Below are 11,987 nucleotides of genomic sequence, written 5' to 3'. Positions count from 1 at the left end.
TGATTAGTATGAATCATAAGGGTTACCTTTTTACGATTTAGATTTCAGTGATTTCACCCTCTATCTAAATCGGTAACCCTTCCCTTTTTTGAAGAGGGAATTGTCAGATCAGATCTGAACTAATGCACGTTATTAACTGTTTTTATTCATCTTTTTGATTAATTCACCCTTCATATACTCTGCAAGCTGTTCAAGCTTCTCGATTTTTTCTTCAAGCTTCTTGTTTTCAACCTCAAGTCGCTTTATCTCCTTTTCACTGCCTGCCTCACGTTGCTTTCTTTTTTGCCTGGAAAGTCTGCTGGCTTTGTTGTTTTTATCTCTTCTTATACGATATTTATCTTCTTTTATTGTATCGCCATCCGTTGTTTCTTGGTTTGTTATATTTTCAGAATCCTCAGAAATCCCGGAATCCGATTTCTGGTCGATGTTTTCTGTTATCGCCTGCGGCTCTTGAGTCACAGATGCTGTGGGTAACGCCAGCGGGCTCTTTACTGGGTTTTGGCCAAAATCAATACATTCTATATCAATAATTTCAGGCGTTGAGGTACCCATTAGAAAGGTACTGGTGTCATTATCCAGACCAGGTAAGTGCAGTAGTTCACTGGTTTCAGTAGATTCTGCTCTTTCGGCCATTGATTCTCTGAATCTTTTGAAACTGAGCACCTCTTCCTGTTCCATATTTCTTTTTCTTGATCGGGTCATTGCTCCTGCTGGGACTGAATCGGTGCTGTTTTCATGATCAGGTTTGTTGACAAGATTGATGCCAGAGTCGTTTGAGGTGACACTGCTGGTTTCAGATGCATCCGTATAGGGCGTATCGACCAGGACTTGTACAGCCTCTTCTAATGAGGTAACACTTTTGAAATCATTTTCTCCAGTGTTGGTTTGAACTTCAGATGTCCCACTGCTATCAGAGTGGGGCATTGCCTTGTCATATGCTTGCTCTGCAGCATTTACTAAAGCCTCCAGGGAAGAGACAGAAGGCGGGAGGGCTTCAAGGAGCTCCATTGGAATAGTGAGTATAAGGTTGCCAGAACTGTCCACATCACTGGTTATTATCGTGGTGGGTGTTTCAGTTATCTCAGAGCCTACTTCTGAATGAATGGTTTCAGAGTGTAGAACAGTTTCAGAATTGCCATATCGAGCTTCAGCTTCTTGGTACAAACGCCACAGATCTGAGCCATCTTCAGTATCGGTTGAATTTTGAATGGCAATGGCGCCTTTATTTGTATTCTCTTTTGTGGAGTTAAGTTCACCCGGAACGATTATCGGAGTAGTTTCGGTTGTTGTGGATACCGACAGGCCATTCCAGTCCGTTTTATCTTGATTATTATGTTCCTGAGTTGAATTTTCCTGAACATCGTTTGATGCAGTTACCGGGGGTACTTGGGGTGTTATTATTGAAGGTTCAGTGATCATTGCTTTCTCCTGGGTTCTACTGGGTGCTATTTATTCACTACCTCCAAAGGATGATTATGGAACCCTTTCGAATACAGGTAAGCCACTGGAGGCAGGAACAACTCATGTTTTTTTCACTTTACTAGTTGACACTACTGTTCCTGGATAGTTCCCCAGGTTTGCAAAAAGGCAGTGGATCTTGACTTTTCTTCAAGGGGAGATGAAGCTCAGTGCTCATAATAAAGGGCCTGAGAGAGCGATAATCTATGGATACTTCAGTCCTGGCTAACAATGCCTTTTATCGACAGCACTGTCAGCTGCTGTGCCAAAGTTACCAGGAGATAACCGGTCGGCAGCTGGTGGCATCAAATAACCCGTTGCCGTTGACCAGTGTCCTGTTTAATGCCCCTTTTGCCCTTGTTTCCCATGGCACTGAGGCTGATCCGGTGTTCAATTTTGCCAACCGCACCGCGCTTTCTCTGTTTGAATTCAGCTGGGAGGATTTTATTTGTCTGCCCTCACGTTGTTCTGCGGAACCGGTTCACCGGGAAGAACGGGAGCGCCTGCTGAAGGAGGTGACTGAGCAGGGTTATATCCGGAACTATTCTGGCATCCGGGTTGCCTCTTCCGGGCAGCGGTTCCGCATAGAGAAGGCGCTGGTCTGGAACCTTATTGATCCGGAAGGTCATTATCATGGTCAGGCGGCCCTGTTTGATCACTGGACATTTCTGTAACCGCTATTCAGAGAGAAAGAGGATGCCTCTGCACCTCATTTTATTGACTAAGGTCGAATGTCCCTTGGTTTGTCCTGAGGGTATTCTGTTTCCAGTTTTTCAGGATGCTATGAGGTGGAGGCGGTTATGTTAGGAGGTGTTGCTGCAGGAACCCAGGTTGTCAGTCAGAAACCACTGCCGAACTCATCGACACAAGGTGTGAGTGGTATTTGTCCTGGTTATATGAAAAAGGTGGAGCGATCATTCAACGAGTTCCAGCATGCAGTTTATGGAGGGGCTTGCCTGTTAGCACGAAGGGTTGCCGAATCACAGTGGTGTCCATTAAAGGGAACCATCCAATATTATCAGCCAAACCCTGTTAAAAAAAGCTCTGAGGTATTGCCGGAGAAGGTTATGCCTGATTCAGCTGTTCTGCTGGTGAATAATCACCATGTGGCGTTATTAATGGGGGGGAGTAGTTCTTTCGATTTAAAGGACCCTGATAATGAAACCTTTCAAGAGCGAGTTTTCAGTTGGTATCCTTCAGAAAATATAGGTGATCGCCCTTTTCAGATAGGTCTTGCTGGTGTGGTGGGAGTTGGCGAAAATCAATTGGCTCAGTACGCCGTAGAAGCTGCAGGACTGGCAAAAACAAGGACAGCTGCGGGCATATTGGGACTAGGGGTTCTTGCCGCCATATATGCCAGCCCAAGGGAAGGAAACCCGGTAAGGCGGTTTCTTGAGCTTCCGATGACCGTTAAGGGTAAAAATCAACTACAACCAAATTCAAGAATGAAAGCGATTCCTCTTAATGGTCTCAATATTGATGCGATGAAAGAAAAGGCGAAAGAAATAAAACAGAATGGACAGTTTTGTTTGACCAATACGAATTGCTCTGAAACCGTTCTGGCGATTATTAAGGCAGGTCTTCCAGAGAACGTCGCTGGTAAAATACGCTCTCCCCGATTATGGGCTACCCCAAAAGATGTGGTTGATGCTGTTCATTCGCTGGCTCAAGAGGGGTGGATATCGGAAGGTGAAGTGGATGAAGAAGGGGATGTCTGGTTTGATGCATAGTAGTCACCCATAAGCACCCATACTGGTTTCCTCTGCAGACGCAGTTGCTTTATAGCCTTTTTGGGGCGTCGTTTTAGTCTATGCTGATCAGGCTTCCACAGAGCATAGAGTGTTTATGAAAAAGCCTGTATTTAATCGGTTGTCCGTCACCCCTCTATCCCCGGCCCTGGGTGCGATGGTTGATGGTTTGGATCTCTCCCTTCCTTTGGCCCCTGCTCTGATGTCTGAGTTGAAGGCTGCATTCAGTCACTATCTGGTACTGTTTTTCCCTGACCAGCCACTCAGTTGTGAGCAGTTTCTCGACTTTGCCCATGTATGGGGAGAAGTGGCTGAGTCCCCTTTCTTTTCACCTGTGGAAGGGTTTCCGGATATCGTCAGTATTCGCAAGGAGCCTGAACACCAGCGGAACATTGGCAGCCGCTGGCATACAGATCATTCTTTTGATGCCTGTCCCCCACGGGCAAGCCTGCTTCAGGCCATCGAACTGCCGGCATTGGGAGGCGATACTCTGTTTACTAATATGCAGCGGGTCTATCAATCTCTTTCGCCAGGCCTGCAGACAAGCTTGAGGCGATTGAATGCGGTTCACTGCAACCGGACATTGATTGAGGCCTCTCAGGACCAGGCGTTTGCAGGGCGGATACGGCCAGGTGGTGAGGGGGTGACCAATGTTCATCCCCTGGTGATCAGGCACCCCGGAACCGGGTTGCCTTCCCTGTTCCTTAACCGGTATTCGATTATTCGTTTTGAGGACTGGACGGAGGAGGAGTCTGCCCCCTTACTGGATTTTCTGATGCAGCAGGCCACCCGGCCGGAATTCACCTGCCGGTATCAGTGGCAGCCCGGTACCGTCGCCATCTGGGATAATCGTGCGACCATGCATTGTGCATTGAATGATTATCCGGGAGAGAGGCGGCTGATGCACCGTATTATTGTGGCCGGGGAAGCGATTGAGCCATACCGGGATGTCGCAGCCTGATGCTGGATTAACAATGGCAGGAAAAGAGGTATAGTAAAGATCCTGTGCAGGTTGAGTTGAGTGCCTGCGGGGAAGTCTGGCGAAAATAAGTTAGAGAGAATAATAATGATAAGTCATCTGGCTGTTTTTTTGCGTACAGCGTTTATGAGAGTCCTGTGTCAATCTATGTTGGCTAGAGGTGCAAACTTACCTGCATACCGATCTGCGTTTCTACTGCTGGCCTGCAGTGCAAGTGGCATTTCCCATGGCACTTGGACTGTTATAGGTGAGGCTGAGAACAGAAGCAAAGGGGAGAGTCGTTCGGCGGTGTTTAACAGCGAAGCCCATCAGATACAGCTCAACCACGAAGGGCAGTCCGTCTGGATGCACATTACCCACAAGGGTGGCGGTATCTTGAAGCAGAGCGATCCTGTAAAAATGACAGTGGATGCCAACCCTACGTATATCCTGGATCCGGGGGAGCTCAGGGCTGTGGAGTCACTACTGGGAAAATCGATTTTTCAGTGGCAACCTTCAACTCTGAGTTTCCAGCTCTGGCACGGGAGTGAAACCGAAGGCTGCGGTTACCTGGAAGAGCTGCTTCAGGGCAAGGCGCTTGATGTTCATTACCAGCTGGCGGGTGAGCAGACGGGGCGCATTGTAGCCAGCCTCAAGGGGGCCCGGGAGGCGATCATTAACGGCTTGGGCCTGAAGCACTGTGGCCGTTAAAAGCACCACCGTTTGTTTCAGCAGTGATCCCGTCCATGTCTTAAAATGAAGCCATGATGTCTGTCCTTCAGGAGTTGGGATCATGAAACGGTTGTTTCTCTGTATGGTGGCAGTGGCTTTGTCTTACGCTGTTTTTGCGGCACTTCCCCCCCAGCACCAGAATCTTAAGGATCTTGAGGTGATGGTGAATTTTGTCAAGTCGCACCCGGTGGTGGCCGCAGAGCTGGAATCCATCAACCTTGAGCAGAAAACCATTTATTTTGGCGATCATTGCCGGGCGGTTTTCACTCGCCAGGCAAAGAAAAGGCCAAAGGGGTGGGTGGGGCCGGCGGAACCGCTGGTGTTCAAAAGTGCTGACTGTGATATAGGTCAGTAGTAGTATGGCCTCAGGGGACAGGGACTTTTTTGATGAGACCGTCCTTGCCGTATTGAAGTCCAGGCCACTGAAAGCCTGAAGTAGAAAAGAAGAGTTTCCATGTCCAAAGTGGTTTATTTTGTGATTGGGGCCGTGTCAGCGGTATTACTGATTCCCTGTCTTCTCGTGATCTTTATGGCTTTGCCTGAAGTGTTTGAGGGTGAAAAGGGGGCATTTCTGTTGTTAACCGTCGCGCTCATTATCGGTTTCATCGCTCTGTTTTTACTGATTATTTCCATTCAAAAAGGGCGGGAGCAGAAAGTCATTGAGATGGAGAACCTTATTCTTCAACGGGTTCAGGGGCGGGGTGGGCTGATAACAGCCACAGAGCTTGCATCTGAAACCAGCATGACATTGACTCAGGCGGCGGATACCCTGGATGCCCTGTTTGTCAGGGGAATTTGCGAGAAGCGTGTGACAGACAGTGCGGTCAATGTTTATGAGTTTCCCGGGGTCATGACCCGCGACGAAAAAGCGGCCTCCCGGAATATTATGGAGTTTCTTCCGGAGTAACGGGGTAGACCGTTGGCAGAAAAATAACCGGCAACCCTCCTTCAAACCACCTATGCTGGCTCCTGACCGTTGTTATCAAGATCAACTGTTATCAAGATCAACGCCAGAGGTTCAGGCAATGGAGCTGGAAGAGGTAAGGTCCAGGCTTGCAGGGCTCAATACGGCCTGTATTGCCGATGCAGATAAAAGGCTCAGGGTGATGGGGCCTGGTTTAAGGCCTTTGCAAACCGGTCTCAAGCTGGTGGGGGTTGCCCATACCGTCATGTGCCACAATGATTTTCTGACAGCGTTCAGAGCGCTGGAAGAGGCTCAGCCCGGTGAAGTCCTGGTGATAGAAACCCAGGGAGGGCGGTCTGCGGTTGCTGGGGAGTTGCTGGTAGCGGAAGCCCGGAGAAAGCGGCTTGCCGGGGTTGTCATTGACGGCGCTTGTCGTGATACCCGGAAAATAGCCACCATGAATTTTCCGGTATATGCCCTTTCGACAACGCCAGTGTCGGGCACCGCAAGGCTTGTGTTTGACACTCAGGTGCCCGTGGAGTGTGCCGGAGTCAGGGTAACGCCGGGAGAGATCGTATTTGGTGATGACGACGGCCTGATAGTGGCCTCTGAGCAACAGATGTCCCGGTTAATCCCCATAGCGGAAGAGATTCAGGCCACCGAAGCCGTGGTGCTGAAAAGGGTTGAAGCCGGTGAACCCCTTCATAGTCTGATGAATTTTGATGAACACTGGGATCGGGTGAAGTCGGGCAGGGACAGTCAGTTGTCTTTCAAACTGTAACTGCCCTGCCATTCATCAAGCTATCAGGCGTTAATGTTGGCAGAATGTGTCAAGCCGGGCCTGAAGTTCTGTTTTTCGGGCTTCATCCACAAAACTGGCCTGAATACTGTTGGCAACCAGCCTGCGAGCCTGGCTCCGGGTCATATTTAATGCACTGGCCAGGGCTGCGAAGTTTTCCGTCATGTATCCCCCGAAATAGGCAGGGTCATCGGAGTTGACCGTGACGCAGACTCCCTGTTCCAGCATACCCAGAATGGAGTGCTCGGACATATCATTGAACACTTTCAGGCGGGTATTGGACAGTGGGCAAACCGTCAAGGGAATGCCTTGCTCGGACAGGTGGGCCATAAGCTTTGGGTCATCCCATGAGCGAACCCCATGGTCAACCCTGGAGACTTGAAGGTCTTCAAGCGCCGTCCACACATAGTCTGCAGGCCCCTCTTCACCAGCATGGGCTACCGTTTTCAGACCCAGCTCTCTGGCTTTGGCAAACACCCGGCTGAATTTTTCCGGAGGGTGCCCCTGTTCTGAGCTGTCCAGTCCCACCGCAGCAATACCTTCGAGATACGGCTCGGCCTGACTGAGGGTTTCAAAGGCTGCCTCTTCACTGAGATGCCGGAGAAAGCAGAGGATTAGCTGGCTGGTGATTCCCAGTTCTTGCTGACCATCCTCCAGGGCCCGGCGAATGCCGCGGAACACCGTACCAAAGGTGATGCCTCTATCCGTATGGCTCTGAGGGTCAAAAAACGGTTCCACATGAGCCACATTCTGCTGGTGGCATTTCTCCAGGTAAGCCCAGGTCAGGTCATAAAAATCCTGTTCCGTCTGCAGAACTGCTGCTCCCTGATAATAAATATCAAGAAAGTCCTGCAGGTTGTTGAAATCATAGGCCTTATGAATCTCGCTGACGGTTTTATAAGGCAGTTGAATATTATTTCTCCGGGCCAGTTTAAACATCAATTCCGGCTCAAGACTGCCTTCCAGGTGCAGGTGAAGCTCCACTTTAGGGAGCTGGTTCAGCCAGTCTACCGTTGGCCTTTGTTGTTGATCCATGGTTTCCCATCCGTTTACCCATTTGTTCAATATTACTACACGGACGTTTGATTTTAATGGTGTCAGGTCAATAGACTTTCTGAACAAGGATAAAGCGATTATATTGGATAAAGAATAACGACAAAAAAATGGATCAGGCTGAAGGAATCGTGTCATGGCAAAGGGAATAAGCCTTGACCCCCATGAAAGGGTAGGGATGGATTGGATAAAAGAGGGGCGTTCATGGTGCCTGCTGTTGCCCCTGTTGTTGACCGGTTGTGGTGATTCCCCGGGAAGAGTGGTTTCTGAGGAGATTCCGGTACTATCCACCACTCCCCGGATTCAGCAAGCCTTTGAAGTCTGTGTGAAAGACACCCGGAGTGAACTCAACAAGGATAATCCAGGGGCTGATGCGGATATACGGGCAGTGATGCACTCAGGAGCTCTGCAGACCTGTGAATCCGCGGTGGTGGTCACCTGCGAAAAAGATCTGGCCAGTGGATCCTGCCAGATTATGCTGGATATCTACCAGCCGTAACACTATGAATTTTGGAAAGGACTTCCTCAATGAATAGAAACGCTCTGTTTTCTCTATCGGCACTGGCGCTGGCCATGATGGTCTTTATTTTCCTGGAGTCAGAATTCTCTCCCTCGGGGTTGGTTGAGCCTGTAGAGCAGGTCGAACGAATCCTTCGCCAGGGAGTCACTTTCTGTGTAGCGTGTCCATAGCAGGCATGCTTTTCAGGTGCCACGGAGAGGCGGATGAAAATTCCAGTTAACAGTGTATTTCAGGAGAGTGATGTACGTGCCATTCAAGCATTTTGTGACCAGCACAATGTTGGGAAGCAGCCTGATGCACTTCTCAAATATAAAGTTGAGAAAAATCATGTGGTATTTCGCAATAAAAACGCCAGTATTTTGTTTGTTGGCCTGAAAGTCGCTGGGCAACTGACCATTTATCCCTTTGAACAAATGCTTCGGTCCCTTGCGGATTATGATATTCAGCCTGTTGAAAGCACGGATCCAAAGTTGTTGCCGGTAAGCAAACCCCATCATAAGAAGAGTGTCAGGGACTCCGGGCATAGACGCAGCCTGGAAAGCCGTTCCAAAGAGGATCATGGAAACACGAAGAGTCCGATTGAGAAGCATGCAGACAAGGCAAGGAACCTTCAGGATAAAGCCGAAGTAGAAGCACCACCGGCTGCAGGCAGGGGATGGTCAAAAAAACAGGTGGAAGCGTCTATGGAGGATTGCCTGTCCCGGTATCGCAATAAAAAAATAGACAAGAGTGATTTCCATTCAATATTGGAACAGTTGCACGCCAGGGCAGCCTTGCTTCCCGAAGGGGCAGGGGTGAAACGCCGGATCGATACTATTGAGAAAATGGTACTGAAGCAGGAAACCGATGGCGTTCATGCACCCTGTTATGGCCAGGCATTGAAATTGATGCGCTTTGCTCTCAGACACTCTTCGACCCTTTTGTTAAACGACACGTTCAGCACCGTCAGTAATCTGGATGCCCTGGCACTCAGCCAGCTGTTGAATGAAACGGCAAGCAGGGCTGCACGCACAAAAATGTGTAAATTGTTTGAATTGGCCCAGCCAACCATTACCTGCATCCGGCCCAGGGATATAGAAAGAGCCTATACAGGGGATGATGAACCTGTTCGGGAAAAGTTATCAGTGCACCATCGGGGGGATCCCTGGCTGGGAGGGAGCCTCTCGAGAAGGAGGCGCAACAGTGACACCAATGGCTTTCACAAAGCAGGGCATATCGTGATGCTGCCAGAGAGCCACCTGAAGGTGGACAGTGGTCAGCCGGATCTCCTGAAAGAACTTGCTCGAGGAGATATCCGGCAGGCAATCTCCAGTGATGACTCCGAAGCCTCTGAAACCGATGAACGGGTGGACAGAGTCAGAAAGACAGTGTACATCGGGGATAAGGCAACACTGAATAAATGGGCCAGCAATGCCATGCATGAACTGGGACACTGGGTTCATGAGCTGGCGGGCAAAACAAAGCCAGAGAATCTTGATATTACCGAGGTCACCATCAGTACAAGAGCCACTGAAAACTGGAAAGAGTGGTTTGCCGATCATTTTCGTATCTGGTTTATTAACCCCAGGGGCCTGAGGGAATGGAACCCCGAGGTGGCTGATTTCATTGAGGCGAATGTAGAAGAGGCGACCCGTTTTCTCAAAAAACAAGCCCGGCTGCAGAGGCTGAGTTAATACCTCTGCCACAGTCTCAAAGAAGGTACTTTCCAGGTGGGCGGGTTTAAATTTGAATCCTGCTCCATCGCCGGGACGCCCAGACCACCATAAAGGTCATCGAGCTGATCAGCCGCTGAACCGTTGGTACGATCCATAACGCCGTCAGACCCAACCCCATCACCGGACCCACCAGCCAGCACAGGGGAAGCAGTATCAACCACTGGGCCACAACTCGGATACAGAGTACGGTTCGGTTGGCGCCAGCTCCCAGCAGTGCCTGGATAAAGACCAGGGAAGGGGCATCCAGTATCAGCCCCAGACCGGTTAATTGCAGGGGAATCGCTCCCATGGCCTGAAGAGCCGGATCATGGAGAAAAAAGGACAAAATCAGCTCCGGCATCAATAGCAGGGGCAGGCTCAGCAATAACAACAAGGCACTGGCCAGATACATCACATCCTGTCCCCACCGCCAGGCTGCTTCCGACTTTCCTGCCCCCAGGCTGCGGCTGACCAGGGTGTTGGCTGCCATCCCGAGACCCAGTCCGGGCAGGATCAGCATCAGGGAAATATTCAGCAGTACATGAACCACCGCCATCTCGGCAATACCCAGTTGAGCGACAATGGCAAACAACACCATCATCCCCAGGGCAAACAGGGTCTGCTGAAGTGAATCCGGAACTGCCAGCGAAACCAGGCGTTTGAAGGCAGGCCAGTCCGACCATTGGTTAAGAAAACCCTGCTGGCGGGCTTGGCGGCTGAGAATGAATAGATTCAGTATGGCCCCAATGTACATGGACAGCAGGGTGCCAAGAGCGGCCCCCTTCACCCCCAGGGCGGGAAAGCCCAAACGACCGTATATCAAAAGATAACTGAGAAGCGCATTACACACGTGAGTCATGATCAACAATTTCAGAAACCCCTTGGGCTCACCGGTGCCATTCCAGAACCCCCGGAAGGACAGGTTCATGGCTGCGGCAGTCAGGGCCATCACCCGAATCTGGAAATACCCGACAGCATCTTCACGGAACGCGGGGGCATTCTGGCTGAACAGTTCCAGTAGCCAGGGTGCCGCCAGCAGCAACAGCACACTCAGAGGTAAAGCAAAGACCAGTGCGATCAACAGACCATGATTCACCGGTGCTGCACACTCTTTGATACGTCCTGCACCAACACGGCGCGCCACCTGAGCCTGAATGGCCGCAGACAGACCGGTCATCAGGGACAGGGCGACAAAATTGGCGTAACTGCCAGCCCCCACTGCCGCCAGGGCATTTTCCCCCAAGGGGCCAACCAGTGCCGCATCCACCAGATTGATGATGCTCTGGGACAACATGGCCAGGATAATGGGGATCCCCAGTTGCAAAATAGTGGCAAGGCGCTGTTTCAAAGGAACTCCCGGGAAGCATAAGAACGGCCTCCGGATTGTAAACGGTGTCGCGGTCTGTTGTCTGTGGGGGATTTGTCCATCGTCCGGAACAACAGGGGGATGAAGAAGGGGAGCTCATGGACTCCGCGAAGCAGTAATGCCTGGAGCTTGTCAGGGAAGTGTCAACCGGGCTGGATCGATGGTACTATTTTGCCAGCTGTAATTGTGGTTCATTGTCGTATAAACAACCATCGCCTGATGACTCCTGAACTGGCCGGGAAGGGCGGTAGCGTATCTGCTGCTTGGCGCTCAGCCGTATCCTGATCAGAAAGTAGGCGTTGTAGGTTTTCCTTATAATAAACGTTGAACGTCGTCTACTTGTTAAATTGTAAGAGAGTGGCCGTTGCTTATACTGTTTTCGATAAAGATTTGGAGAGATTGATTGAAAAGAGGTTAAACAAAACCGATATATTCAGCTTGGGCTATCTTCGTGATATTGAACCCAACAATGTACAGAAACTTGCCGAAGGAGTACGTGAATTTAGACAATGCATTTAGGGTATAGAGATCCATCGATAGTACATAGGCTGAATTTTTTCTGTTAATTCTACTGGATACGTTAAGTGGACATTGAGTGGCCTTGAGTTTGGTGTTCTGTTATTTGAGCTGTAGTAGTTCAGACCTGATCTGACAGTCACCGATTTTTCAGAGGGTGTCTGTCAGGTCAAATTCAGGCTACAAATTTTTCCTTCCAGATCTCTTTGCCATCTATCAGAGTTTCCATTGGCGTTCTT

13 protein-coding genes are annotated in these 11,987 nt (G+C 49.9%); 10 read left to right on the top strand and 3 right to left on the bottom strand.

The annotated features are described in order from the left end of the window. Positions 1-132 precede the first annotated feature (132 nt). Positions 133-1,419: a bZIP transcription factor gene (locus ACNRUY_RS23755; RefSeq protein WP_488114153.1), complete on the bottom strand. Its 1,287-nt coding sequence runs from the start codon at positions 1,417-1,419 to the stop codon at positions 133-135. Between the two features lie 245 nt (positions 1,420-1,664). On the opposite strand from ACNRUY_RS23755, the gene ACNRUY_RS23750 reads away from it, so the two are divergent. From ACNRUY_RS23750 to ACNRUY_RS23720, 7 genes are all read left to right on the top strand, one after another. Next, complete coding sequence (locus ACNRUY_RS23750) at positions 1,665-2,132, top strand: MEKHLA domain-containing protein (protein WP_488114152.1); 468 nt, start codon at positions 1,665-1,667, stop codon at positions 2,130-2,132. Positions 2,133-2,258: 126 nt separating this feature from the next. After that, a complete protein-coding gene (locus ACNRUY_RS23745; RefSeq protein WP_488114151.1) occupies positions 2,259-3,188 on the top strand; it encodes a hypothetical protein in 930 nt (309 codons plus the stop codon). A gap of 115 nt (positions 3,189-3,303) precedes the next feature. Next, a complete protein-coding gene (locus ACNRUY_RS23740) occupies positions 3,304-4,167 on the top strand; it encodes a TauD/TfdA dioxygenase family protein (protein ID WP_488114150.1) in 864 nt (287 codons plus the stop codon). 306 nt (positions 4,168-4,473) lie between these two features. Then, entirely contained in the window at positions 4,474-4,875 is a 402-nt protein-coding gene (locus tag ACNRUY_RS23735; protein WP_488114149.1) for a hypothetical protein, read from the top strand. Positions 4,876-4,957: 82 nt separating this feature from the next. Further along, positions 4,958-5,251, top strand: a complete 294-nt coding sequence (locus tag ACNRUY_RS23730) for a ssr3402 family protein (RefSeq protein ID WP_488114148.1) — start codon at positions 4,958-4,960, stop codon at positions 5,249-5,251. Between the two features lie 99 nt (positions 5,252-5,350). After that, positions 5,351-5,803: a hypothetical protein gene (locus ACNRUY_RS23725; RefSeq protein ID WP_488114147.1), complete on the top strand. Its 453-nt coding sequence runs from the start codon at positions 5,351-5,353 to the stop codon at positions 5,801-5,803. Positions 5,804-5,921: 118 nt separating this feature from the next. After that, entirely contained in the window at positions 5,922-6,581 is a 660-nt protein-coding gene (locus tag ACNRUY_RS23720; protein ID WP_488114146.1) for an RraA family protein, read from the top strand. A gap of 30 nt (positions 6,582-6,611) precedes the next feature. Here the strand turns inward: ACNRUY_RS23720 and ACNRUY_RS23715 are convergent, their stop codons facing one another. Continuing rightward, positions 6,612-7,634 (bottom strand): adenosine deaminase, encoded by a 1,023-nt coding sequence (locus ACNRUY_RS23715; protein ID WP_488114145.1) that lies wholly within the window; start codon positions 7,632-7,634, stop codon positions 6,612-6,614. Positions 7,635-7,788: 154 nt separating this feature from the next. Between ACNRUY_RS23715 and ACNRUY_RS23710 the strand changes: the two genes are divergently transcribed. Genes ACNRUY_RS23710 through ACNRUY_RS23700 form a run of 3 tightly spaced genes read left to right on the top strand, consistent with a single transcriptional unit; the run spans position 7,789 to position 9,845 of the window. Then, positions 7,789-8,151 carry a hypothetical protein gene (locus ACNRUY_RS23710; protein WP_488114144.1) on the top strand — a complete coding sequence of 121 codons (363 nt, stop codon included), beginning with the start codon at positions 7,789-7,791 and terminating at the stop codon, positions 8,149-8,151. A gap of 29 nt (positions 8,152-8,180) precedes the next feature. After that, a complete protein-coding gene (locus ACNRUY_RS23705) occupies positions 8,181-8,342 on the top strand; it encodes a hypothetical protein (protein WP_488114143.1) in 162 nt (53 codons plus the stop codon). A gap of 33 nt (positions 8,343-8,375) precedes the next feature. Continuing rightward, the gene (locus ACNRUY_RS23700; RefSeq protein ID WP_488114142.1) at positions 8,376-9,845 is read left to right on the top strand and encodes a hypothetical protein; all 1,470 of its coding nucleotides are present in this window, start codon (positions 8,376-8,378) and stop codon (positions 9,843-9,845) included. 46 nt (positions 9,846-9,891) lie between these two features. Here ACNRUY_RS23700 and ACNRUY_RS23695 read toward each other — a convergent pair whose 3' ends face one another. Continuing rightward, a complete protein-coding gene (locus tag ACNRUY_RS23695; protein WP_488114141.1) occupies positions 9,892-11,214 on the bottom strand; it encodes an MATE family efflux transporter in 1,323 nt (440 codons plus the stop codon). Between the last annotated feature and the right edge of the window lie 773 nt (positions 11,215-11,987).

It is taken from the genome of Endozoicomonas sp. Z74, from assembly GCF_057680865.1.
The sequence above is the reverse complement of the archived record's forward strand: the minus strand, read 5'-3'. Positions and strand labels throughout refer to the sequence as shown.

Bases quoted from the DNA above. Each gene is read 5' to 3' on its own strand.
- ACNRUY_RS23755 (WP_488114153.1), bottom strand. From the start codon at position 1,419: ATGATCACTGAACCTTCAATAATAACACCCCAAGTACCCCCGGTAACT.
- ACNRUY_RS23750 (WP_488114152.1), top strand. From the start codon at position 1,665: ATGGATACTTCAGTCCTGGCTAACAATGCCTTTTATCGACAGCACTGT.
- ACNRUY_RS23745 (WP_488114151.1), top strand. From the start codon at position 2,259: ATGTTAGGAGGTGTTGCTGCAGGAACCCAGGTTGTCAGTCAGAAACCA.
- ACNRUY_RS23740 (WP_488114150.1), top strand. From the start codon at position 3,304: ATGAAAAAGCCTGTATTTAATCGGTTGTCCGTCACCCCTCTATCCCCG.
- ACNRUY_RS23730 (WP_488114148.1), top strand. From the start codon at position 4,958: ATGAAACGGTTGTTTCTCTGTATGGTGGCAGTGGCTTTGTCTTACGCT.
- ACNRUY_RS23725 (WP_488114147.1), top strand. From the start codon at position 5,351: ATGTCCAAAGTGGTTTATTTTGTGATTGGGGCCGTGTCAGCGGTATTA.
- ACNRUY_RS23720 (WP_488114146.1), top strand. From the start codon at position 5,922: ATGGAGCTGGAAGAGGTAAGGTCCAGGCTTGCAGGGCTCAATACGGCC.
- ACNRUY_RS23715 (WP_488114145.1), bottom strand. From the start codon at position 7,634: ATGGATCAACAACAAAGGCCAACGGTAGACTGGCTGAACCAGCTCCCT.
- ACNRUY_RS23710 (WP_488114144.1), top strand. From the start codon at position 7,789: ATGGCAAAGGGAATAAGCCTTGACCCCCATGAAAGGGTAGGGATGGAT.
- ACNRUY_RS23705 (WP_488114143.1), top strand. From the start codon at position 8,181: ATGAATAGAAACGCTCTGTTTTCTCTATCGGCACTGGCGCTGGCCATG.
- ACNRUY_RS23700 (WP_488114142.1), top strand. From the start codon at position 8,376: ATGAAAATTCCAGTTAACAGTGTATTTCAGGAGAGTGATGTACGTGCC.